Source organism: Prevotella brunnea, assembly GCF_008016795.1.
Classification (GTDB): Bacteria; Bacteroidota; Bacteroidia; order Bacteroidales; family Bacteroidaceae; genus Prevotella; species Prevotella brunnea.
The window spans coordinates 17,341-42,637 of sequence record NZ_SDIK01000101.1; the positions used below are offsets into that span (position 1 = coordinate 17,341).

The 25,297-nt window shown below is 43.5% G+C and carries 19 protein-coding genes; 12 read left to right on the plus strand and 7 right to left on the minus strand.

Going from position 1 to position 25,297, the window contains the following annotated elements; genetic code table 11:
• Nucleotides 1-190: 190 nt before the first annotated feature.
• The 4 genes from ETF27_RS10825 to aroQ form a co-directional block, all read right to left on the minus strand.
• Complete coding sequence (locus ETF27_RS10825) at nt 191-1,420, minus strand: FtsX-like permease family protein (RefSeq protein ID WP_130830246.1); 1,230 nt, start codon at nt 1,418-1,420, stop codon at nt 191-193.
• 35 nt (nt 1,421-1,455) lie between these two features.
• Complete coding sequence (rbfA, locus tag ETF27_RS10830; RefSeq protein WP_130830245.1) at nt 1,456-1,791, minus strand: 30S ribosome-binding factor RbfA; 336 nt, start codon at nt 1,789-1,791, stop codon at nt 1,456-1,458.
• 112 nt (nt 1,792-1,903) lie between these two features.
• A complete protein-coding gene (locus tag ETF27_RS10835) occupies nt 1,904-2,536 on the minus strand; it encodes an O-methyltransferase (protein ID WP_147785824.1) in 633 nt (210 codons plus the stop codon).
• 18 nt (nt 2,537-2,554) lie between these two features.
• Nucleotides 2,555-2,995, minus strand: coding sequence for a type II 3-dehydroquinate dehydratase (gene aroQ / locus ETF27_RS10840; RefSeq protein WP_147785826.1), 441 nt, complete (start codon nt 2,993-2,995; stop codon nt 2,555-2,557).
• A 43-nt stretch (nt 2,996-3,038) separates the two neighbouring features.
• On the opposite strand from aroQ, the gene xerA reads away from it, so the two are divergent.
• The 7 genes from xerA (at nt 3,039) to ETF27_RS11230 (ending at nt 15,910) form a co-directional block, all read left to right on the plus strand.
• Nucleotides 3,039-3,968: a site-specific tyrosine recombinase/integron integrase gene (xerA, locus tag ETF27_RS10845; RefSeq protein ID WP_147785825.1), complete on the plus strand. Its 930-nt coding sequence runs from the start codon at nt 3,039-3,041 to the stop codon at nt 3,966-3,968.
• 161 nt (nt 3,969-4,129) lie between these two features.
• Nucleotides 4,130-6,946: a M16 family metallopeptidase gene (locus ETF27_RS10850; RefSeq protein WP_130830242.1), complete on the plus strand. Its 2,817-nt coding sequence runs from the start codon at nt 4,130-4,132 to the stop codon at nt 6,944-6,946.
• 634 nt (nt 6,947-7,580) lie between these two features.
• A complete protein-coding gene (locus tag ETF27_RS10855; protein WP_130830241.1) occupies nt 7,581-10,562 on the plus strand; it encodes a SusC/RagA family TonB-linked outer membrane protein in 2,982 nt (993 codons plus the stop codon).
• 24 nt (nt 10,563-10,586) lie between these two features.
• Nucleotides 10,587-12,101: a RagB/SusD family nutrient uptake outer membrane protein gene (locus ETF27_RS10860; RefSeq protein ID WP_240048184.1), complete on the plus strand. Its 1,515-nt coding sequence runs from the start codon at nt 10,587-10,589 to the stop codon at nt 12,099-12,101.
• 33 nt (nt 12,102-12,134) lie between these two features.
• Nucleotides 12,135-13,067 carry a Calx-beta domain-containing protein gene (locus ETF27_RS10865; protein ID WP_130830240.1) on the plus strand — a complete coding sequence of 311 codons (933 nt, stop codon included), beginning with the start codon at nt 12,135-12,137 and terminating at the stop codon, nt 13,065-13,067.
• An 82-nt stretch (nt 13,068-13,149) separates the two neighbouring features.
• The gene (locus tag ETF27_RS10870) at nt 13,150-15,303 is read left to right on the plus strand and encodes a M6 family metalloprotease domain-containing protein (RefSeq protein WP_130830239.1); all 2,154 of its coding nucleotides are present in this window, start codon (nt 13,150-13,152) and stop codon (nt 15,301-15,303) included.
• A gap of 445 nt (nt 15,304-15,748) precedes the next feature.
• A complete protein-coding gene (locus ETF27_RS11230) occupies nt 15,749-15,910 on the plus strand; it encodes a hypothetical protein (RefSeq protein ID WP_158635996.1) in 162 nt (53 codons plus the stop codon).
• A gap of 76 nt (nt 15,911-15,986) precedes the next feature.
• Here ETF27_RS11230 and ETF27_RS10875 read toward each other — a convergent pair whose 3' ends face one another.
• On the minus strand, nt 15,987-16,826 hold the full coding sequence (locus tag ETF27_RS10875) for a hypothetical protein (RefSeq protein WP_130830238.1): 840 nt from the start codon (nt 16,824-16,826) through the stop codon (nt 15,987-15,989).
• 193 nt (nt 16,827-17,019) lie between these two features.
• On the opposite strand from ETF27_RS10875, the gene ETF27_RS10880 reads away from it, so the two are divergent.
• The 4 genes from ETF27_RS10880 to ETF27_RS10895 all read left to right on the plus strand — a co-directional run bounded on the left by ETF27_RS10880 (nt 17,020) and on the right by ETF27_RS10895 (nt 21,363).
• Nucleotides 17,020-18,189: a nucleoside recognition domain-containing protein gene (locus ETF27_RS10880; RefSeq protein ID WP_130830237.1), complete on the plus strand. Its 1,170-nt coding sequence runs from the start codon at nt 17,020-17,022 to the stop codon at nt 18,187-18,189.
• 174 nt (nt 18,190-18,363) lie between these two features.
• A complete protein-coding gene (gpmI, locus tag ETF27_RS10885; RefSeq protein WP_130830236.1) occupies nt 18,364-19,884 on the plus strand; it encodes a 2,3-bisphosphoglycerate-independent phosphoglycerate mutase in 1,521 nt (506 codons plus the stop codon).
• 66 nt (nt 19,885-19,950) lie between these two features.
• Nucleotides 19,951-20,613 carry a uracil-DNA glycosylase gene (ung, locus tag ETF27_RS10890; RefSeq protein WP_130830235.1) on the plus strand — a complete coding sequence of 221 codons (663 nt, stop codon included), beginning with the start codon at nt 19,951-19,953 and terminating at the stop codon, nt 20,611-20,613.
• 114 nt (nt 20,614-20,727) lie between these two features.
• Entirely contained in the window at nt 20,728-21,363 is a 636-nt protein-coding gene (locus ETF27_RS10895) for a DUF3109 family protein (RefSeq protein ID WP_130830234.1), read from the plus strand.
• Between the two features lie 22 nt (nt 21,364-21,385).
• Here ETF27_RS10895 and ETF27_RS10900 read toward each other — a convergent pair whose 3' ends face one another.
• Both ETF27_RS10900 and gyrB read right to left on the minus strand, forming a co-directional pair.
• A complete protein-coding gene (locus tag ETF27_RS10900) occupies nt 21,386-22,252 on the minus strand; it encodes a helix-turn-helix domain-containing protein (protein WP_130830233.1) in 867 nt (288 codons plus the stop codon).
• A 220-nt stretch (nt 22,253-22,472) separates the two neighbouring features.
• Nucleotides 22,473-24,443 carry a DNA topoisomerase (ATP-hydrolyzing) subunit B gene (gyrB, locus tag ETF27_RS10905; RefSeq protein WP_130830232.1) on the minus strand — a complete coding sequence of 657 codons (1,971 nt, stop codon included), beginning with the start codon at nt 24,441-24,443 and terminating at the stop codon, nt 22,473-22,475.
• Between the two features lie 597 nt (nt 24,444-25,040).
• On the opposite strand from gyrB, the gene ETF27_RS11235 reads away from it, so the two are divergent.
• On the plus strand, nt 25,041-25,214 hold the full coding sequence (locus ETF27_RS11235; protein WP_158635997.1) for a hypothetical protein: 174 nt from the start codon (nt 25,041-25,043) through the stop codon (nt 25,212-25,214).
• The last annotated feature ends 83 nt before the right edge of the window (nt 25,215-25,297 follow it).

Below are 25,297 nucleotides of genomic sequence, written 5' to 3' on the forward strand. Positions count from 1 at the left end.
TGAGGTATTGCATGGTAAAAGCTTAGCTTTTGCACGCCAAAAGCTAAGCTTTTGAAAGCTAAATTGTATTTTGCTGAAAATTAACGAGTTGCGAAAACATGGATTTTACCTGTACTTGTAAAAATATTTCGTGTTTTTTCGCCACATGGTGTTTCTTTTGTCCATTTGGAAGTAGCGAAGGAGCGACCGGTCATTTCGTAAGCTTTCTGCTCATATACCTTACCGGATACCAGACAGCGAGCCACCCGACGACAATCACGGTGAAGAAAATTGCCACGATGTCCCAAGGATGAACACTGATGGGATAGGCACTCACCACGAAGTTACCTGCCTGACTGCCCAAATGTACGATGCCATAAGTTTGTTGCAACCAGCAAAGGAAGAGCCCGATGCCGATGCCGATGACCGCACCTGCCACGGATATCATTCTTCCCTCAAAAAGAAAAACACGATTGATTTGTTTGTCGGTCGCACCTAAATTGCGCAAGGTCTGAATGTCTTGTTTCTTGTCTATCATCAACATTGAGAGCGACCCGATGATATTGAAGCAAGCCACCATTAATATAAAAGAGAGGAAGATGTAAGCAAACAGTTTCTCTATGCGCATGATGTTGAACGTGTCAGCTTGTTGTTCGTAGCGATCTTTCACCACGAACTTGTCGCCTGCCAGTTGCTCTATCTTCTTTTTCGTCGCGTCAATATCAACCCCGGCTCCCATTCTCAGTTCCAAAGAGGTGATTTCTCCCTGTCTGCCAAATAGGCGGCGAGCGAAGTCAATGGAAGTTATGATGTAATTTCGGTCATATTTGTTTTGTTTCACTTGAAACACGACTCCCGGCGACAAAATTGAGTCGGTAACAAAGGCATTGACCGGATTTGCCATATCGTATTGTCCCTTTCGCTGCGGCGCGTAGATATGCAAATAGTCGTCCCAAGCCACCGTTGTGTTGAGCGTCTCTGCCACACCGATTCCAATGATTCCATATTCCAAGTTGGCAACGTGAAGACGAAAATCGCCATCGCCAACGAGGATATCGCTGATGTGTGTGAGCGAATCGAAGTTATCTTCCACTCCTTTCACCATCACGGTTGTTTGTTTGCCGTGATAGGCAGCAAGGGCTTGTTCCGTTATACATTCCGTAGCCACCTTGACACTTGGCAATGCCTTGATTTTGGCAAGTGTGGGGTCATCGGCAGGAATGGTTTTCCCTTTCGCGGCTTCCACCTTCAGTTGTGGATCGAAATTGGTAAAAAACGAAGCCACGAGGTCGGAGAACCCATTGAATCCACTCATCACCACCACGAGGGCGGTTGTTGCCACTGCCACGCCAATGACCGATATCAAGCTGATGACGTTAATGGCGTGCGTACTCTTCTTGGAGAACAGATAACGCCGAGCAATGTAAAAAGGAAAATTCATTGAAATGCAGATTTTAGCCTGTCGTTCCGTCGGGTTTATTTCTTCAGAAGCTCATCAATTCGCTCGATGTAATCCAAGGAGTCATCAATGAAGAAACGAAGTTCCGGGATGATACGCAGTTGGTTGCGCACGCGTTGCCCAAGGTCATACCGAATGGTTTTCTCGTTGGCATTGATGTTTTTTAGCAGTTCTTCTGCGCGCTCCGATGGAAAAATACTCAGATAGGCAGTGCAGACACTGAGGTCGGGACTTACTTTCGCGCGCGTTACGCTCACCAATACTCCGTGCATATCGCGCGTCTGACTTTGAAAAATGCTTGCCAGTTCTTTTTGTAGCAATCGTGCTATACGGTTTTGTCTTGTTTCCTGCATGATATTTATTTTCTTTATGGGTTTCCTGAAGATGGCTTTGCTAAGCGTGATTTTCTTTTCGGGAACGCTGTTACAGTTGCAAAGATAGATATTCTTTGCGAGATACGAAAACTTATTTTTTACGAATGATGGTCAAACCGTCGCGAATGGGCAGGATAACTTTCTCCACCCGGTCATCGTTGGCGATGAAATCGTTGAATTTTCGGATTCCTCTTGTTTGGTGGTCGCGGTCGTAGGCGGAATCGACAATGTGTCCATCCCACAGCGTGTTGTCGGCAAGGATAAACCCTCCGGGACGCAGAATGGAAAGCACCGTTTCATAGGTCTCCACATAGGTTCGCTTATCGCCATCGAGGAAAGCCATATCGAACACGATACCGAGTTTCGGAGCCTCAATATTTGCATCGCCTATGCGGAAGTCTATCTTGTCGGCAACTGCCGAACCCTCAATCCACGGACGCGTAAAATCCTCCATTTCATCGTTGATTTCGAAGGTATATAGCTTTCCGTCCTCTCCCAATCCCTCGGCCATGCAAAGCGCGGAGTAACCACTGAACGTACCCACTTCCAACACATTCTTGGGTTGTGCCATCTCAACGAACATTTTCAGCAACCTGCCTTGTGTGTGGCCGCTAATCATCCTGCCATGAATGGTATGAAGATTGGTGGCACGATAAAGTCGATAGAGATAATCACCTTCGGAATCGATGTGCGAATGGATGTAATTTTCTAACTCGATATTCATGACTTCACACCGTCCGGATTATTTTTCGTCTTCCGCCTTGCGCAATTCCAAAAGAGCCTCCAACGCCAAACGATAGCTGTCTATGCCAAAACCCTGTATCGTTCCGGCGCAGGCAGGCGCAATCATGGAGCGGCGACGATAGTCTTCCCTGTCGTTCACGTTGCTAATGTGCACCTCCACCACGGGAGTGGTGATGGCACGAATGCAATCATGCAGAGCAATGCTTGTATGGGTGTATGCGCCGGCATTGAGAATGATACCATCGAACGAGAAACCCACCTGCTGCAACTTATCGATGAGTTCGCCCTCGATGTTGCTTTGGAAGTAATCAAGTTCCGTGTCGAGGTATTTCCGGCGCAGCCTCATCAGGCAGTCCTCCATCGTTTCCTTGCCGTAAATCTTCGGTTCGCGTGTGCCCAAGAGGTTAAGATTAGGACCATTAATAATAATTAGCTTCATCATTACATTGTTTTTTCTTAACTTTGCAAAAATACAACATAAAATGGAAACCGACAAAAATTCATCTTCATATCTTCGACGCAAGTTCCAACGCTATTTGAAGTTGGAACGAGGCTATTCCGAAAACACGCAGGATGCCTATCTGCACGACGTGGATAAACTTCTCGATTATTTGAATGGAGAAGGCATCAGCCCGTTGGAAGCTCGTTTGGAAGACATCGAACTCTTTGCAGGAGCCGTCTGGGAACTCGGCATCGGCTCAAGGTCGTTGGCGAGAATCCTCTGCGGGGTGCGCCGGTTCTATCGTTATCTCGTGCTTGACGGATATATTGAGAACGATCCAACAGAACTACTTGACTCCCCAAAACAATCACGGCATCTTCCGGAGGTACTCTCAACGGCGGAAGTCGATAAGCTGGAAGCTGCCATCGACTTGGAAAAATGGGAAGGGCAGCGCAATAAAGCCATCATCGAAGTGCTTTTCTCGTGTGGTTTACGTGTCTCAGAGCTGACCCACCTGCGGCTCTCCAATTTATATAAGGAAGAAAAGTTTATCCGCGTATTGGGGAAAGGTGCCAAAGAACGCCTTGTCCCAATATCGGAACGAGCATTGGAAGAACTCGAGAAATGGTTTGTGGATAGGGATGCAATGAAGATAAAGCCCGGAGAAGAAGACTACGTGTTTCTCAATCGGCGTGGTGCGCACCTCACTCGCACAATGATACTCATCATGATAAAGCAATATGCAAAAGACGCAGGCATTGCCAAGACCATCTCGCCCCATACGCTTCGACACTCCTTTGCCACCGCCTTGCTTGAGGGGGGTGCCAACCTACGCGCCATACAAGCGATGCTCGGACACGAAAGCATCGGAACGACCGAAATCTATACACACATTGACACATCAGCTTTACGACAAGAAATCTTGGAGCATCACCCCAGAAACATCATGTTCCATGATAAACTACTATAAGTTTCATCATTCCTGTGGATTCTTTTAGAAAGGGATTATGAAAAAAGCATGATAATCGTATAAAAGATAGAAAAAACTTCATAAAAAAGTAAATAACTTTGAGGAAATTATGTACCTTTGTCCCAAATGAGTAAACATTATATTTTTTAACCTGTAAGAAAATGAAACTTAAACATTTGCTTTTAGTTGCTTTTCTTTTTGTTACCGGTATGGCTTCCGCCCAAATGATGGGAACCATTCCTGTGAACAAAAACGTAAGGCAAGGTAAACTAAGTAACGGGCTGACTTATTACATTCTGCAGAATAAGTGGCCGGAGAAAGTGGCAAACTTCTACATCGCACAGCGAGTAGGTTCCATTCAGGAAGAAGAAAACCAGCGCGGTTTGGCTCACTTCCTTGAACACATGGCGTTTAACGGTTCGGAGAATTTCCCCGACTCCGCGCTATTGGAATTTACTCGTTCGCTTGGTGTTGAATTCGGTAGCGATCTGAATGCATATACTTCAATTGAAGAAACCGTTTACCGCGTTTGTAACGTTCCCACACAGCGTCAGAGCGCACTCGACTCTTGTCTGCTCATCATGAAGGACTGGTCGAACGGACTGACACTCGCCGACAAGGAGATTGACAAGGAGCGTGGCGTGATTCATCAGGAGTGGCAAATGGGACAAAGTCCGATCATGCGCATCTATGAACGCAGCCTCCCGAAACTCTATCCCAATGCCAAATATGGAAAGCGTCTTCCCATCGGATTGATGAGCGTAGTGGACAACTTCAAGTATCAGGCTTTGCGCGACTATTATCACAAATGGTATCGTCCGGACAATCAGTGCATCATCGTTGTGGGCGACGTAGATGTCGATCACACGGAAGCTGTCATCAAAAAGCTTTGGGCAAATGTAACCGTTCCCGATAACGCACCACAAGTGGAAAAGGTGGAAGTGCCCGATAACGCACAACCCATCTACGTGTTCGACAAAGACAAGGAAATGCAACGCTCGACTGTTGGCATTGCCATGAAACACGATGTATTCCCGAAAGAGATGAAGAACAGTCAGGCATACTATGTGGACAGCTATCTGAAGGAAATGATTTCCATGATGCTCAACCAGCGTTTGAGCGAAATGTCGAAAAAGCCCGACTGCCCATTTCTCGGTGCATACAGCTATGATGCCAATTACATCCTGTCCAGCACCAAGGACGCATTCCAACTCGGAGCCACCGCAAAGGAAGGAAAGGATTTGGAAACTCTCGCGGCACTCTATCGCGAGGCACAACGCGTACGCCAATATGGCTTTGCTCCGGGCGAGTTCGACCGCATGAAGGCAGAGTATCTGTCACAGTTGGAGTCGCAATATCAGAACCGAAACAAGATTAAGAATAATCAATATGGTGATGAGCTTCGCGACCACTTCCTTGAGAATGAGCCAATCCCAAGCAAGGAAGATGAATATCAAATCATGAAACAACTCATCGAAATTCCGGCGCTCAATGTGCAAGTTGTAAACGAATACGTCAAGGAATTGATCACAAACACAGACAGTAACTTCGTGGCTTACATCTACGCACAGGAGAAAGAGGGCAAGGTTTATCCTACCGAGGACAAAATGGCACAGACCATTAAAGCCGTGCGCGGAGAAAAGATAGAGGCTTACGTTGACAATACAAAGAACGAGCCACTCGTGGACGAAAAGAAACTTCCAAAGGCAGGAAAGATTGTTAAAGAAACGGAGAACAAGGCACTTGGTTACAAAGAACTTACCTTGAGCAACGGTGCGCGCGTCATCTTGAAAAAGACCGATTACAAGGAGAACGAAATTCGCTTTGAGGCTGCTGCCAAAGGCGGATCCGGTTCTTATGGGAAAGCCGATTATGACAACTTGCAACTCTTCAACTCGGTAATTGCAAGTAGCGGATTGGGCAACTTCTCTAATCAGGAATTGGAGAAAGCACTCTATGGAAAGCAGGTAAGTGCACAGCTCAGCCTCGGTTCTTATTATCAGACGGTCAGCGGTCACGCCGTACCAAAGGATATTGAAACCATGCTGCAATTGGTTTACCTCAACTTTACTAATGTTGCCAAAGACCAAGAGTCTTACAATGCCATGATGACTCAGTATGAGCAGGCTCTGAAGAACAAAGATCTTTCTCCGGAAAGCGTATTCTCCGACTCGCTCACCCTGACCATCTATGGACATAATCCTCGTTACGCACCCTTGTCGGTGAAGACACTAAAAGGTGTGAACTACGACCGTATCCTGCAAATCTGGAAAGAGCGTTTCGCCAATCCGGGACAATTTGTCTATACTTTCGTGGGGAATTTCGATGAAGCAACACTTCGTCCGCTAATCATGAAATACATCGGCTGTCTGCCAAAGGGAAAGGCTGAGAATTGGACTGATGTGCCCAGCTTTGCAGATGGTAAAAACACCAACAAGTTCACCCGCAAATCTGAAGTACCAAAGGCAATCGCTTTCGAACTGTGGCATCAACCCATGCCTTACAATGTGGAAAACAACGTGATTGTGGATGCTGCCGCGCAGGTTCTTTCCATGGTTTACTTGAAAAACATCCGTGAGGATGAGGGGGCAGCCTATTCTGTAGGCGCAAGTGGCGGCGTAACTCGTCGCGGCGATAAGGCCATGGCACTCATTCAGGCTTACTGTCCGATGGATCCGAACAAGGCAGATCTTGCTGTGAAACTCCTCAACGAAGGTATTCAGGAGAACTCCGTAAAAGTGGATGCCGACAAACTGCAGAAGGTGAAGGACTTCATGCTCAAGCAGGCTGACATCGATGCCAAGAGCAATGGGCACTGGCTCAACGTCATTGGTGAATACGTATGGACAGGGATTGACTTGCAAACAGGTTATAAGACAGCCGTTCAATCTCTTACCACAGAGAAGATCGCTGCATTCCTGAAAGACTTGCTGGCTACCGGAAACCAATCTGAGGTCGTAATGACTCCGGCAAAATAACACGAATACCATAAAGAACATGGGATTTCTCAACGAGAATCCTGTTCTTTGTAAAAAACAATAAAGAAAATGGGAAGAAAAGTTTATACGCTTTTCTTCCCGTTTTTTATGATTTACCTCCAATCAGACATCAGAAAAATACAATTTAGTCCAAATCGGTCATTAGGAATTTTCGATGTTGTATGGAAGTGAGCAAATCATTAGCGTTTCCCAATGGTGTCCTAAATGATTTTGTGGAAACCTTGCGTGAGAGCTAAAAAATATTTAGACGACCGATTTGGGATAAAACCTACTTATATAATAAGGTGAAATAGGTTCGGCAACCTCAACACCCGGAACGAAAAAATAGTCTTCGAAAGCTGACAGTGTGCTAATGGAATTTCATAACCATTAAAATAGCGCTTCAAAACCATAAACAAGTTCTATTTGTTAATGTATGTAAAAAGACACCTTGTTTCCTTAAATTTATTTGTTTCGTTAAAATTGATGTATTATCTTTGCACGTATGTTAAAAGATGAAATGCACTTTCATTCTTTTTACCAAACTATGAGATAATCCGGGCAATACCTTTGGGGCTCGTATGACTGTGGAAAATTATAACAACTAACATTAATTAAAAAAGAGAGAGATTTTATGGAAAAAAGACTAACAATGTTTCTCGCCTGCCTATTCCTGAGCTTAGGAATGGCAATGGCTCAAACACAGATTAGCGGTACCGTGGTTTCTTCGGAAGACGGATTGCCTATAATCGGTGCATCTGTTATGGTGGAAGGAACGAAAAACGGAACAGCGACCGACATGGATGGTAAGTTCACCTTGTCAGCTCCTGCAGGCTCTAAGATTACCGTGTCTTACATCGGTATGAAACCTAAAACGCTGAATGCTTCCGCAAACATGAAAATTGTTCTTGAGCCGGATCATTCGGCACTTGAAGAAGTAGTGGTTACGGGTTATGGTTCTGCCAAGAAGTTGGGTTCAGTCGTTGGTGCAGTAGCAACGGTAAGTAATGAAAAACTTCAAAAATCCGTTACACCTAACTTTACCGATGCTTTGTCCGGACAAGTTTCAGGACTTTCTGTCTTGTCGGCTACCGGAGAACCTTCTGCATCTGCAACGATTCGTCTTCGTGGTGTGAATTCAATCAATTCAAGTAACACTCCGTTGTTCATTCTTGACGGTGCACCTATTTCTTCGTCAATGTTCAATACATTGAACCCTTCGGATATTGCAAATATCACAGTCTTGAAAGATGCTTCTTCAACTGCTATTTACGGTTCGCGTGCTGCCAATGGCGTTATCGTGATTACCAGCCGCAGAGGAAAGTATGACGAAAAAGCTAACTTGACGCTTCGCGCACAATACGGTATTTCAAGCCCGATTGCTGATAAAATTGAGATGATGAATTCTCAGCAATACGTTGAGTTCCGCGACAAGATAGGACAGCCGGTTTCTGATGAAATTAAGAACTTGGTTAATAAATATGGATTCAACACCAATTGGCGCGACCAAATTTTTAACAACAGCGCACCTACATATACTTTGGATGCTACAATGACCGGTGGTGGTAAGACTTTCTCTTATTACTTGTCATTCAATCATCATAGTCAAGATGGTATTGTAGCTCAATCAGGCATGCGCCGTGAGTCATTAAGAGCAAACATTGATGCTCGATTGAATGATTGGTTCAAGGTAGGCTTCCAGTCAAACTTTGGTATTAACCATTGGGAGTCTAACGCAGAAGCCGGTTCAGATGGTATTTATGGTACGAACCCAATGGTGTTCTCACGTCAGGCATTTCCTTTTGACGTGCCAAACTATTATCATTTCGACACCGATGGCAAATTGGTATGGGACGGACCTGCTGATGTCTTGAAATATGGCGACAACTGGACTCCCGACTTCGTAAACAGATATCGTAGCACTAAGCGTATGCGTGTAACTGCTAACTTCAATATCTACGAACAACTCACTCCTATTAAGGGCTTAACCTTGCGTGCACAACAGGCTTTGGATGCTTACGACTATACATTGTCTAACCAATGGCAACCTTACGATGCTTTCACAACACCGATGGGAAGTCCGGTCGATAAGCAGGAAGGTTCTTCACAGGAAAGCTTCTCTCGTTACTATTCATTTACTTTGTCTCATACGGCAGAATACAAACACAACTTCGGCTTGCACGGACTTACTGTTTTGCTTGGTGAAGAAACTATCTTGTCAAAGAGCAAAGGCTTTGGAGTTTTCACGAAAGGTCAAACAGACGCACGTCAGCTCCGCCTCACCGATGCAACGAGTGTTAAACCAAGTAATCTTAGAGATTCTCGTGCTGAGGAAGTTTTCAACTCTTTGTTTGGAACTCTTGATTACAATTATGCAGAGAAATATTATCTTAACTTCTCTTACCGTGCTGATGGTAGCTCTCGCTTCGCTCCCGATACACGCTGGGGACATTTCTATTCTTTAGGTGCAATGTGGAATGCCAAGAAAGAAAGTTTCTTGAATAAAGTAAGCTGGCTTGACGCATTGGAACTCCGTATCAGTTATGGTACTACGGGTAATGCTTCCGGTGCCGGAAGTTACGATTACTTCGGTCTTTTGGGAACAGGAGCATTGTATAACGGTCAGTCCTCTTTAGGTATTTCAACTCCAAGCAACTATGCTCTGACATGGGAAAAAGTTGCCGAACTTAATGGTGGCTTCTCTGCAAGAGTATTCAATCGCCTTTCTTTGGGCTTCGATGTCTATCATAAGAAGACTTCCGACATGCTGATGAGCATTCCTTATTCTTATACAACAGGATTTGGTGATGGACCCGGTAATATCGGTTCAATGAAAAATACCGGATTTGATTTTGACTTCACCCTTGACCTCATGAAGACTAAGGATATTCTTTGGACATTCAAAGCTAATGTGAACTACAATAAGAATGAGATTACTGAACTTTTTGCCGGTCGTGATTCTTATGTAATCAATGGAACAGGTGTAAAACTTCAAGTTGGTAAGCCTTATGGTGAGTTCTTCTATGTTAGAAATGCAGGCGTAGATCCAGCTGACGGTCATCCGATGTGGCTTGACGCAAACGGCAATTTAACGAAAGAGTTTAATGAAGTTGAAGATGCCGTATTCACCGGAAAACAGCGTTATGCTCCTTGGAGTGGAGGTTTTGGAACTTCTTTCCAATACAAAAACCTTTCAATTTCAGCAGATTTTGCTTGGCAGGCTGATAAGTATATGATTAATAACGATAACTTCTTTATTAAGAATGTACGCTTTGCCAATCGTTGGAACCAATCTACCGATATGTTGAACGTATGGACGAAACCTGGACAGATTACCGATATCCCTGCAACGGGTTACGGATCTGAATTTGATACACGTCTGTTGGAAAACGCTTCCTTCCTTCGTTTGAAGAATCTGACAATCCAATACGTATTGCCACAGAAGTGGATAAACGGAACTCGTATCTTGAAATCAGCTAAGATCTTTGGTATAGCTCGTAACCTCTTTACGATTACTCAGTTCTCTGGATATGATCCGGAACCTGATATCAACCTTGTGAGATTTAACTATCCGAATACACGTCAGTTTGTATTGGGTGTAGAAGCTACTTTCTAATAAATTAAAATGAAGATTATAACAATGAAGAAAATATTATTTTCAATAATGCTCCTTTGTGCAGGTATGTTTACATCCTGCTCAATGGACAAGGAGCCCTATGGTGCTTTGAATGAAAAGACCGCAATTCAGAGTATGCAGGATATCGGTCGATTGCGATTAGGTATCTACACGGCTTTGAGAAGTTTGACAAGTGGAGGCTGGATTTATTATCAGGATCTTCAGATGGATGAGTTCCATGGCTTGATTAGCAATGGAAATAGAAACGGACAGGTTTCTGCCGGACAGATTTTGGCTTCAAACCGAGATATTGAAGGCTTCTTCGCGTCATCCTATTCAGAAATAGGAAATGCTAACTACATTATGCAAAAGGTAGAAGATGTTTCTAAAATTGAAGGACTTACAGAAGCTGATAAGGTTACTTTGAAAAAGTATGATTCAGAGGCTCATTTCCTTCGTGCATATTGCTATTTCTTCCTTGCAGAGCACTTCTGTCAGCCTTATGCAGAGAATAGCAAAGCGTTAGGTTTGCCTATTGTGACAAAGTTTAACCCTACAGGTGATGTTGCATCTTATCCGGCTCGTAGCTCAATGGATGAAACCTATAAATTGATAGAAGAAGATTTGAAGATCGCTTACGATGGTCTTAAAGCCTATGAACAGGTGAACGCCGATCAGGTTAAACCGATGGCAGTAGAACTCTCCAGCTACGCAGTAGCAGCTCTTCAGGCTCGTGTTGCTCTTTACAAAGGCGATTATCCAACGGCTTTAGCTAAATCTAAAGAGATTATTTCTTCTGAGAAATATAAGCTGACCAAACCGGATAATGTGAAATCGCTTTGGACTGAAGATAACTCTACGGAAATAATATTCCGTCCATTCAGAAGTAAAGATGAGTTAGGTTCATCAACTGCTGTTCCATATATCAGTGGTGATAATAAATCCAGTGCGGATTACATTCCTACTTATGAGGTTTTGGCTCGTTATGGAGAAGGCGATGTTCGCTTCGCAGCTTATTTCGACCAATGGAATTTGGATATTGAAGGTGCTAAATACGCCGCATTTGTCTTGAATAAGTATCCGGGTAACAAGAACCTTTGGACAACAACAAAAAATAATTATGTGAATATGTCCAAGCCTTTCCGTTTAGGTGAAATATTCTTGATTGCAGCGGAAGCTGCCGCCAAAACAGGTAACGAAGCAGAAGCCAACCATTATTTGAATTCAATTCGTTATTCAAGAATCAAAAATTACGACTTGACATCAAGTGTTGGAGAAACATTGCTCAATTATATTTATGAAGAGCGTGCAAAAGAATTATTTGGTGAGGGCTTTAGATTCTACGATTTGAAACGCTTGCACAGAGGATTTAAGCGTTATGCTTCACACGAGGAAAATTCTAAGTTGGATGGTGTCGTAGTTAATAATACGAAGTCAGTTACTTACGCAATTGATGATTATCGCTATACATGGCCTATCCCGAAAGCAGAGTTGGATGCTAATCCACAGTTAAGAAGTCAGCAGAATCCTGGCTATTAAATAAAGTTTTTATTCCAAATAGAGTAATAAAATATGAAATATCTGAAATTATTTTTATTAGTCGCTCTGGTAGGCTGTTTTGCAGCCTGCTCAGATGACGAAGAATCAGTTAACACATCTGATATTACAGTCGGTTTTGAGAAGTCCGAACTGATTGTAAAAGAGAATATGGGTACAGTAAAAGTGCCTATAGCAATTACAGGAAGAATCAATGGTCGTGTTTCTGTGGAAATTGCAACAGCTGAATCCGGACAGAATCCGGCTAAAGAAGGCGAGCATTATCGTATAGTTGATAAGACCCTGACTATGTTGGCTGCCAATGATACAACAGCACAGGCAAAACTAAATATTGAGTTGGAATTGTTGGATGACGAAGTTATCAATGATGATCGTGAATTTGACATGACCATCACCTCAATACAGGGTGGCACGCTTTCCATCAAAACCCTTCACGTAATTATTCGAGACAATGATGCTTCCTTCTATGAGAAGTTCTTTGGTAAATGGATACTCAAGGGAATGGAGCAGTCAGCTAATACACCAAAAGGTGAATATGTACCATTTGAAAGAGAAGTTACTATTTCCGGACCAGCTGATGAATCTGATCCAGAATATAATAAGTACTTGACAGTTTCTGCTCCGGCTTTCTTAAATCTTGGTGCTGATTTGAACTTCACTTGGAAATATGCTTACACCTTTGATAAGAGTAAGAAAACCGGAACGTTGTCTCTTGTTCAAGGTAAAGAGGTTTCTAATTTCAATAACAAGTTTTCTTGGGTGTTCTTATGTCAGAATGACTTCACCGATACCTGGAAGCTCACTTCTGATAATAAACTACCCAATACGATTACATTGGATGGAAGTCAAGTGATTTATCTCTACGGAGGTGAAATTTCAGCTAACGATCCCGGTGCATGGGCTTTATATAAGTTCGAGTCTCTGACAAGGGTTGTCGGTAAGAAATAATTTTATCTTTCTAAGATTTAGGGAGAACATTTGCTTGTTCTCCCTAATTTAGATTATAAACATTGCTTAACTAACGTTTTTTATGAAATATTTATTTTCTTTATTGTTCGCTCTGCTATTTTCTGTATCTTCATTTGCCGAACCCGCATGGTCCGGGCTTTGGCGTACAGTGAAACTTCAGAACGGAAAGCTCATAAAGGTTGAGCTGAAAGGCGATGAGCACATGCATTATTGGCAGTCTGAAGACGGAACAAAATATGTTTTGAATTCCAACAACATTGCTGAAAAGGCAGACATGGATCTGCTGATTGCCAATGCAAGACGTAGTTTGTCTCTTGCAGGTACAAGAGTATCTGCTTTCGATGAAGCCACCTATCGTCGTACCCGCTCTCTTAAGTCTGCACGTAAAGCCGGTAGATTTGAGGGTAAAAAGAAAGGCTTGATTATATTGGCTCAGTTCTCCGATAAATCATTCTCATTATCTAATCCTCAGGAGTATTATAATCGCATGGCAAACGAGCCTGGTTTTAGCGATGGTGGATCGTATGGTAGCGTTCATGATTATTTCCATGATCAAAGTGACGGTAAATTTAACTTGGAATATGATGTTGTGGGTCCGGTTACCTTAGGTTCTTATGCTACTTACGGTGCTAATGTTGATGGAAGTGATGCCAACCCTGCTCTAATGATTCAGTTAGCTTGTCAAAAGGCAAATGATTTGTTTCCAGACAAGTTGCATTGGGCTGATTATGATTGGGATGGTGATGGCAAAGTAGAACAGGTTTATGTTATTTATGCAGGTCGTGGCGAAGCCAGTGGTGGAGATCCCGATACGGTTTGGCCTCACAAAAGTACCCTTAAACGTCAAGGTTCAAATGACATGACCTTGCATTTTGATGGTAAAGAAGTTGCTGTCTATGCTTGTTCCAACGAGATGTTGACCGAAACAACCTTGGCAGGTATAGGAACAATTTGTCATGAGTTCTCTCATTGTTTAGGTTTTCCCGACTTATATGATATAGATTACGACAAAAATGGTAGAAATCCCGGTGCAGGAGGTTGGGATTTGATGGATAATGGAAATCATAATAAGAACGGATTCTGCCCTGCCGGTTATTCAAGTTATGAAAAAATGTCTGCCGGTTGGTTAGAACCAATAGAGTTGTCTGCTACGCAGAAGATAGAGAACTTAAAGCCTTTGTCCCAAAAAGGGGAAGCTTATGCGGTGTTAAACAAGGCACACGATTTAGAGTTCTTCTTATTGGAGAACCGCCAACCAATTAAATGGGATTCCGGTCTGCCCGGGCGTGGACTACTCATTTGGCACATGGATTTTGATGCTTATATTTGGGCAAATAACAAACCCAATACCACAGGTCCATATTGGACCAACTCAGGAACCAAGAATAATGATCACCAACGTTTGGTACCCATTCCGGCCGGTGGCAGTATATCTGACTATCGGACAATGGCTTTTCCTCAGGGTTCTGCAAATAGTTTAACGAATAATACTAATTATCCCGGTCAGGATCTCTACAATCCAAATTCCGATGGTACGCATAAAATGAATGTATTGATACAAAACATCACCCAGAACGATGATCAGACAGTATCTTTCTCCTTTGGTTTGTACGAGTCCGGATCGGTAGGCGACAATGTGGCATTCTACGAGTCTTTTAACAAATGCTCCGGAAAGGGTGGTAACGATGGTGCTTGGATGGGCTTGATCAATCAGATGGGTGCAACGGCACATTTCCATCCTGATGTTGAAGGTTGGTCAAGTACCAAGACTGGTGGAGCCTCTCAGTGTGGCTTGTTCGCATCCGAAGTTACAAGTCCTGAAATAGATTTGTCCGGCGATTATGATTTGTCATTTTTCAGTGGTCCTTTTGGTTCGCAGGATGCAACGCTTTCGATAGAAATTTTGGGCAATGCTTCTGTCAATCCAACATCATTCAATATTGCTGCAAATCAGTTCAACGAGTGTAAAGCAAAGATAAAGGCTTCGGGGAAATTTAAGATTAAGTTCAAGTCTTCTTCATCTTATCTTTTCCTTGATGAAGTGAAAATTGCCAAAAAAGTAGATGACGGAATTAAGGCAGTTAATGATGTGAATGTAGGTCGCCAATCTTACAATAATCGCATTTATTCATTGAATGGTGTCTTTATGGGCACAGACATCACGAAACTTCCTCATGGTGTTTATATCGTTAATGGAAAGAAATTCGTGAAGTAAGAATATGCGGTCTGATGACATCATGAATAAGATTTAGAACAAACCTTTGAGAACCTACGATGAAAACGCATGTGTAAAAATATTTTTTATCCATGTATTTTCTCTCTCGAATGTAGAGGTTGGCTGGTGACAGCCGACCTCTTTTTTTTGATGCCTATGGAGCCTTCATTGTTTTTTCAGAATGGTTGGGGTAAAATCGGGTAAGGATTTTGCCCAATGGACTATTGATTTGCAAAAGGTTAGCTTTCGCATTGTAAAAGGTTAGCTTTCGCTTTGTAAAAGGTTAGCTTTTGCATTGTAAAAGGTTAGCTTTTGCAAACGACTTTGTAAGTGGCTGGAAATTAGAGAGATAGTTGTTGGTTATGAAGGCTGTGAAAAAGCATGGTTTTTACTGTCGGTTTTACATTCGTTTCGTTTACTTTCTCGGGCAAAAAAGCGCAATGAAATGAACCACTTGTCCATCACTTCTAAGGTATCGGTGATGGGAACAGTCGTTATGTTTGTCCTTGCACTGAAGATACAATTCACAGGTTGGAAACGAGTGATGGGTCTTTTTTGCGGACGCACTGTTCAGACCGTTGCACTTATAGTGGCTTGGGCTTGCTGATTGTGGGTTCGCATCATCGTTGTGCTGACAAACTTAACGTCTTTCCAAGAGGCTGAGTTGTTGGACGTATAAGTTTTCAGCGTAGGATTGTTTTGTTGGTTTTTCCATTGCTGCTTCTAACGATATTAATTCCACGCTTCAGTTTCTTTATTTTTCTACCGGATAAATCGTATATCTCCTTTGTGGTTGTTTGTTCGGGGGTGTTGAGTTGTGCAATTCCATTGTCGATGTCGGGCTTAATCACTATCGTTCGCTTTCCTATTGGCTCGTTTTGTATGCAGAACGAATGATACTCACTGTTCCATTTAGCGTTCTTTGGAGCGATAAGCAATGAATTGTCCAACTCAACGTTTGCAAGCTCGCCAATGGTGAGGTACTTCCCATAGGCGTTTACGGCAGCGTTTTTAATGATTAGTTGCTCGTTTTTCATGCCGGTTACCCCCGTAATTCCCCACAGTCCCTTTGCACCTATTCTGCAATTGGTGATGGTGAGTTTGCTGTCGTACCCCGTAAACATTGCGCTTTGTTGTTCCGTTTCCACTTTTAAGGAGTCGCCGGTAATCGTCATGTTTCCGTTTGCATCGTTATAGATACCGATTCCATGGACAGATTTTATGGAGTTGTTCCCTTCGAGCCGGATGGTCAGATTCTTCATTCCGCTTTTTATTCCATTGTCATCTTCTTTCGCCTCAATGACGGCATCTTTCAGGGTCAGCGTGTTTGTGGTATTGTCAAAAGACACTTCTCCCGATTTTAGCCATTCGCCCGTAAGGTTTTCCACATTCTCCGATGTGATTTGCGTTCCTGCGATGAACAGCTCGTAATTTGTTTGGGCAAAACCGATTGACGGACACATACCCGCGACAAGAAGTAGCGTTGTCGCAGCCAATACTCTCAGTGTGGATTTTTTATTCATGGTTTTTGAATTGTAAATGAGCAATCTATAAAATATCAGTTGCTAATTTACGATTTTTTTTGTGATAATATATCAAAAGCACAAAGAAAATCATAGTTTCGATTAAAAATCTTAGGTATTTATTGTGTATATCGAGAAAAACAACTAATTTTATCGCCTGATTTCAATTTGTAGCTTAATAAGCCATACATAAATGGAAAAACAAAACGATAAAAAATCTTCTACCGTGAGAAAACGAACCCTGCCCAATGGCGTGATGTGTTTGCTGATTATTCTTTTCTTGTTCGGTGGGATAGGATGGAAAATGGGTGTCGCCCCGATGTTGAACACCATCATGCACACAGCTCACGACCTGTTGCTCAACACATGTTTTTATCTGATGGCCATCTGTGTGCTCACGGGAGCGCTGGGCAAACTCTTTGTTGAGTTTGGGGTAGTGGATTTGATAGAGAAGTTGCTTCGTCCGCTCATGCGTCCTTTGTTTCATTTGCCCGGCGTAGCTTCTTTGGGTGCAGTTTTGACCTTCCTTTCCGACAATCCCGCCATTATTACGCTTGCTCATGATAAGCACTTTAGTGGATATTTCAAGAAGTTTCAATATATCTCCCTGACCAATTTTGGAACTGCTTTTGGAATGGGACTTATCGTTATCGTGTTTATGCTCGGTCATGGCTACTTCGTGGAACCGTTCATCGGCTTTTGCGGTGCCTGCATAGGATGTATTGTTTCCACGCGATGTATGCAATATTTTGTGCTGAAGTCTTATCCACAGTATGCCACGGAGAATGCGTTGAGCTCTGAATGTTTTGAAAAACAGGTGGAACGACCTGTACACGAAGAGGAAAAATCGGTGTTTTTGCGTACACTGAATTCCCTACTCGATGGCGGAAAGTCAGGAGTGGAAGTAGGAGTATCTATCATTCCCGGAGTGCTGATAATCTCCACGCTCGTTATGATTCTTACTTTCGGACCGAGTGCCGATGGTAGTTTCACGGGAAAGGCCTATGAGGGAATTGCCATTTTGCCAGAGGTGGCCAACAAGCTCAATTGGTTGCTTGAGCCACTGTTTGGATTCTCTGACCCACATCAGGTCGCCTTCCCCATTACCGCTCTTGGAGCCGTGGGTGCCGCATTGAGTTTAGTTCCCAATTTTGTGGCACAGGGCTGGATTGATGGTAATGCCATTGCCGTGTTTACGGGGATTGGCATGTGTTGGAGTGGATTTCTCAGCACCCATACTGCCATGCTCGACACGATAGGGTATCGCGAACTGACATCGAAAGCCATCCTCTCGCATACTATCGGTGGTTTGGCAGCGGCACTTGTCGCACATTGGATTTATCTGCTCTATGTGCTGATTTAGCCCATTGTAATAGTTGAAACGAAATAACGATAATCATCAAGTGGGAATTTGTTTCATTTGACGGAATAATTCGCCTTGCCTGCCGGCTTAATGCGCCCCTTTTCTTTGTTGATTGGCTCTTTTTCCGTATCTTTGCAAATGATAAATAGGTATTCAATAAGAAAAAGATAAATTATGGCAAAAAAAGCACTTCTGATGATTCTCGATGGATGGGGAATCGGAGAACATGGTAAAGGAGATGTAATCTATAACACCCCGACACCTTATCTTGATTACTTGAACGCAATATCCTCCCACTCTTACTTGTTGGCTTCAGGCGAAAACGTAGGTTTACCTGACGGACAGATGGGCAATTCGGAAGTGGGACACCTTAATATCGGTGCCGGAAGAGTGGTTTATCAGGACCTCGTGAAGATTAACAAAGCATGTACAAGTGGAGAAATCCTAAAGAACCCTGAAATTGTTAATGCCTACAGCTATGCAAAGAAAACCGGGAAGAAACTCCACTTGATGGGTTTGACGTCCAACGGCGGTGTCCATTCTTCCTTGGAGCACCTTTGTAAGTTGATAGAAATAGGAAAAGAATACGACCTGAGGGATGTGTTTGTTCACTGTTTTATGGATGGACGCGATACAGACCCGAAGAGTGGAGCGGGCTTCATTGCCGACGTACAAAAAGTCTGCAATGCCAATAATGCCCATATCGCATCTGTTATCGGTCGCTTCTACGCCATGGACAGGGATAAACGGTGGAACAGAGTCAAGGAGGCATACGACTTGCTTGTTGAAGGAAAAGGAAAACAAGCTGCGGATATGGTGAAAGCCATAGAGGAAAGTTATGCAAACGACGTAACCGATGAGTTTATATTGCCGATTCATAACTCCACGGTGAATGGAACGATAGCGGAAGGAGATGTGGTTATCTTCTTCAATTTCCGCAACGACCGAGCCAAAGAACTGACAACAGTTCTTACGCAAAAGGATATGCCCGGGGAAGGCATGAAGACCATTAAGGATTTGCAATATTATTGCATGACACCATACGACGCGAGCTTCACGGGTGTTCACATCTTGTTCCCGAAGGAAAATGTTTCCAACACTTTGGCAGAGCATCTCAGTTCTTTGGGCAAGAAACAATTGCACACTGCTGAAACAGAGAAGTATGCACACGTTACATTCTTCTTCAATGGTGGACGTGAAGAGCCTTTTGAGGGCGAGGATAGGATACTCGTGGCTTCACCCAAAGTGGCTACCTACGACCTCAAACCGGAAATGAGCGCGTATGAAGTAAAGGATAAATTGGTGGAAGCAATCAACACGAGTAAGTATGACTTTATCGTTGTGAACTTTGCCAATGGCGACATGGTGGGTCATACAGGTGTAATAAACGCCATAGCCAAAGCTGTTCACGCTGTGGATAACTGTGTGAGAGAGGTTATTGAGGCAGCCAAAGCCAACGACTATGAAGCTATCATCATTGCCGACCATGGAAATGCCGACAATGCGTTGAATGGCGACGGTTCACCCAATACGGCTCACTCATTGAATCCGGTTCCGTTTATCTATGTAACGGATAACAATTCCGCGAAAGTTAAGCCGGGACGCTTGGCAGACGTGGCTCCTTCCATCCTGCATATCATGGGATTGGAACAGCCTGAGGAGATGACCGGTGAGTGTTTGATAGAAGATAAATAAGTTTAGTATGATGGTCAGCCCTATCTTCCATGTTTGATGGATGGGGCTGCGTTATTTTATTCAAAAATGGTTTCTATCGAAAAGTCATGGAAAGAGGCACTGCAAAAAGAATTTAGCAAGCCTTATTTCCTGCAACTGACCGAAAATATTCACCGAGAATATAGGGAAACAACTTGTTATCCTCCCGGAAAATTGATTTTTAACGCTTTCAATCTTTGTCCGTTTGATGACGTGAAAGTGGTTATTCTCGGACAAGACCCTTATCATGAACCCGGTCAGGCGATGGGTTTGAGCTTTTCCGTTCCGGAAGGGACGATGTTACCCCCCTCACTCATTAACATATACAAGGAGATAGAATTAGATATGGGAAAGCCCGTAGTCAAGACCGGCGACTTGACACGCTGGGCAAAACAAGGCATTTTGCTGCTCAATGCCACTCTGACGGTTCGCGCTCATCTTGCGAATAGTCATCAACGGTTGGGGTGGGCTAACTTTACGGACGCAGCTATCAAGGCTTTAAGCGAACATCGGGAAAACATTGTCTTCATGCTGTGGGGTGGTTTTGCTCGTTCCAAGAAGTATCTTATCGATGCTTCGCGACATTTCATCTTGGAATCGGTTCATCCTTCGCCATTATCTGCCAATAGAGGAGGCTGGTTTGGTCAGCATCAATTTTCCCGCTGCAATGATTATTTGATGTCAAAGGGCATTGAACCCATTGTTTGGTAATGTTTTTTTTGTTTAGAAAAACACGATAATAATCGTGTTTCTTATCTCATTGTTGTAACTTTGCAGCCGAAAAAATAAATCATTTATCTCGGATTTCAACATAAAGTTACGCCGATGAGTAGAATGTCCATGATGCCTATATTGCAGATAGGCAATGTACTTGTTTCTCCCGACATCATTACGGAGATGTTTTGTTGCGATTTGGATGTCTGCAAAGGCATCTGCTGTGTTGAGGGAGATGCCGGCGCACCGGTTTCTCTTGAGGAAATTGGCGCGATAGAGAATATGGTTGATAGTGTTTGGGACGACTTGTCGGCTTCTGCTCAATCGGTTATCGACAGGCAGGGTGTTGCTTACACTGATGGTGAAGGCGACTTGGTGACAAGCATCGTGAGTGGAAAGGATTGCGTGTTTACATGCTATGAGAACGGCTGTTGTCTGTGTGCGTTGGAACGTTCATACCGAATGGGGAGAAGTAAGTTTGTAAAGCCCATCTCATGTGCTCTTTATCCCATTCGCTTAAAAGAGTTCGACACAGGTTTGATAGGTATAAATTACCATCGCTGGGATGTTTGCAAGGCTGCCGTAGAGAAGGGAAAGGCTTTGGGACTCCCTATATACAAGTTCTTGCGCGAACCATTAATCAGGCGGTTTGGTATGGAATGGTATCAAGAACTTGAAGAAGTTGCAGAACAGATGTTACATTCCTCAGAGCCATCTCCGGATTCCGACTTCGCTCCGGCCGTTTAGGATAAGGTGAAAGTCCTACGGTTCAGTTCTTTCTGTATCCTGATGGGCTTTCACCATAGTGTTCCTTGAAGTACTTTCCAAATGCACTTTGGTTCGGAAAGTTAAGAGTTTCGGCAATTTGCTTGATACTTTTCTTGCTATTTTTCAATAATACGCGAATTTCACGCATCACATAATAGTCAATCCAGCTTCCCGGAGTGCGTTTACTGGCAGCTTTTACCGTTTCAGAAAGATATTTTGGTGTTATGCAAAGCTGTTCTGCATACCATCCCAGTCTGCGCTCTTTACGAAAGTTCTTCTCTACCAATGTGATAAAATCAGAAAAGATTACCTCCGCTCTGTTTTTCCCTCCGGTTTCTACCTGTTGCATGTGATAGACGATGTTTAGCAAGTCATAGATTAGTACTTTTAAGATAGAAGCAATCAGGTCGCGTCTGTAATGATGTGTGGTGTCTTTTATCTTCAGCTTTAAGATTCTGACATAGGACAAAAGCTGTTTGGCCTGCTTATCCTCCAAGTGAAAGACCGGATGTTGGCGTGCAAACAAGAATAAGGTGGACAGTAAACTAACACCGCTTACTATTTCCTGAAGGTAGTTATAAGATAAGACCAAAACCACCATCTCAGCGTTGCATGCTGTCTTAATATCTCCCAAGACTTGTCCTTTCGGAAGTATGAAAACATCTCCCGAACCCAATGTGTGCTGTTCAGTGTCATCGGTATAACTGATGTTTCCTTTTGTGCAGATACCGAGCACCAAGCAGTTCAATCGAGATGTTTCCAGCAGATGGGGCACTCCCGTAGTGCTGTCATACAGCAGGAGTTCGTTGTCCACGTTGTATATGGCTGAAAACTCCTGTTCTACTTGCTTCACATTAATTTCTCTCATATCCTAACCCAATGATATTGCGTTTAAATGCAAAAATACGGATATTTTTATAATAACCAAAGTTTTTTGCCAATTTAGATGATTAACATTCGGTAAAAGACTTCTCTTTCGGAAGAAGAGCAGAATGTTGCACCTTGTCGCGTATTATTCTATAAGAAAGATTGCTTCTTTCCAAAAGAGGAGTCGTTGTTTCAGCCTATGAAAGTTCTGCTGTAAGAGGTTACGCGTCAATGTTTGCGTAGGTAGCATTCTCTTCAATGAATTCGCGACGTGGTTCAACATCATCTCCCATCAGCATGGAGAAAATCTCGTCAGCCTCGGTGGCACTTTCTATGGTCACTTGCTTCAGCAGTCGAGTCTGTGGGTTCATGGTTGTTTCCCAAAGTTGTTCCGGATTCATTTCTCCCAAACCTTTATATCGCTGTGTGTGAAGTGATTTTGCATCCTCATCGCCCCCGGCATATTTCTCTATGAACTGCAGTCGTTGTTGTTCCGTGTAGCAATATTCGCTGACTTTCTTGAAAGTGCATTTATAGAGTGGGGGTGTGGCTATATACAGATGTCCTTCTTCTATGACTTTGGGCATGTACCGGAAGAAAAGTGTCATGATGAGCGTGTCGATGTGTGAACCATCGACATCGGCATCGGTCATGATGATAATCTTGTCGTAGCGCAATTTGTCGGTATTTGCTTCGAAATCGCCTTCTCCTTCCACGCCAAAGCGCACGCCGATGGATTGAATGATGTTCATAACTGACTCTGCTTCGAATACCCGATGGCGTTGTACTTTCTCTACATTCAGGATTTTTCCGCGCAATGGCAGGATAGCTTGTGAATAGCGATCGCGACCTTGTTTGGCGGAACCACCGGCGGAGTCGCCCTCCACCAAGAAAATCTCACATTCCTTTGGGTCTCTGTTGGAACAGTCTGCCAATTTTCCCGGCAAACCTCCGCCGGTCATGACATTCTTTCGCTGAACACTCTCTCGCGCTTTGCGGGCCGCGATGCGTGCTGTTGCAGCCAATATAACTTTGTCGCAAATGAGTTTTGCTTCGTTGGGGTTTTCTTCCAAATAATAGGAGAGAGCCTCTCCAACCGCTTGCTGTACTGCTCCGGACACTTCGCTATTGCCCAGTTTGGTCTTGGTCTGACCTTCAAACTGAGGTTCTGCCACTTTGATTGAGATAACGGCGGTCAAACCTTCGCGGAAGTCTTCGCCGGTGATTTCTATCTTTGCTTTTTCAATCTGTTTCGATATCTGCGGTTCGTTGTCGGCGTATGCCTTCAATGTTCGCGTTAGTGCTGTGCGAAATCCGGTGAGGTGTGTTCCTCCCTCTATGGTGTTGATGTTATTAACGTAGGAATGTATGTTCTCGTTGTAATCGGTGTTATACATGATTGCCACCTCGATGGGAGTACCCTGCTTCTCTGTTTTCAGGTAAATGACATCGTCGAAAAGATGGGTGCGATGGCGATCGACATATCTCACAAATTCCTTTAATCCCTCTTTGGCATGGAATACTTCACAGCGTGTTTTGCCCTCTTCGTTGGGGCGTAGGTCGGTCAGCGTGATTTTAATGCCTGCGTTCAGAAAGGCCAGCTCTCTCATGCGACGCGCCACGATGTCCCACTGGAAGACGGTGGTGGTGAAGATGGAACTGTCGGGCCAGAATTGTTGACGAGTACCGGTCTTGTCGGTTTCGCCAATGATTTTTACCGGATAGAGGGGCTTGCCTTTTTCGTATTCCTGTTGATAAATCTTGCCCCCGCGGAAAACCTGTGATTTCATGTGAGACGACAAGGCATTCACGCAACTCACACCCACACCATGCAGACCACCGCTGACTTTATAGGAACCTTTGTCAAACTTTCCTCCGGCGTGGAGCACTGTCATGACCACTTCCAATGCACTTTTGTGCAGCTTCTCGTGTTCATCTACGGGGATGCCGCGCCCATCGTCCTCAACGGTGATGGAGTTGTCTTGGTTGATAGTTACTTCTATATGGCTGCAATAGCCTGCCATTGCTTCGTCAATGGAGTTGTCAACAGTTTCGTTGATGAGGTGATGAAGTCCTTTCTCACTTATGTCGCCAATATACATCGCGGGGCGTTTGCGTACTGCTTCAAGTCCTTCCAAGACTTGGATGTTACTGGCGGAATAATTATTATTTTTTTCTAAAGTGTCTGCCATTTTTCTATTCAAATAATGATAGGCAAAGATACGAAATTTCGTTGGATTATGGAAATAAATCAAGAATTAATAACAGTACAAAATGCCCATTCACGTTCAGAGAAACACAACATTTGGTTGATGATGTGGGCGTTTCTCGAACTTGTGAGGCTGTTCATGTTCTTTTTGGGGTGAGTTGAAGGAAAATAATCCGGCAAAGAAGAAACGCCGGATTGGATTCATGAAATGATTTGCCATGATGAAAAGTAGATGTAAGAAACGGCTAAAGTGATATGTGCTGACACGAAAACCCTATGCAGTTGTTCTGTGATGATATGTCATAATGATGTCGTTTTCGGGCATGAAAACAGAATGTGAATTTGATGAATGGACTGTTGATTTGCAAAAGCTTAGCTTTCACGTTGCAAAAGCTTAGCTTTTAGGATGCAAAAGCTTAGCTTTTGGGATGCAATACCTAAGCTTTTAAAATGGCTTTGTAAGTCGCTGTAAATCAATAAGTTTTTTAGATGGATGTCGAAAGTGTGGAAACGAGCGGTTTATACCATCGGTTTCACATCCGTTTTGTTTGCAATCTCACGCAAAGGTCTCTATAATAAAATGAATACATTTGTCCCCGTGGCGGGGTGGGATTGCAACAATTGGATGCGACTTGTCGGAGCAGATTGTGCGTTAGGGATAAGTTCAGTGAAGGATTGGCTTCCACCGAATATCAATGCAGGCTCGCAGTTGGGGCAAACTCTGTGTTCTGTTCGTCATGAAAGTGATGTGTAAAAGAAGATTCGTGCTTGTTATCCATTCAAATTGTGGGCGGACCGGCTATTTGGCTAACCGAATTTATGGCTCAGTAGAAAATC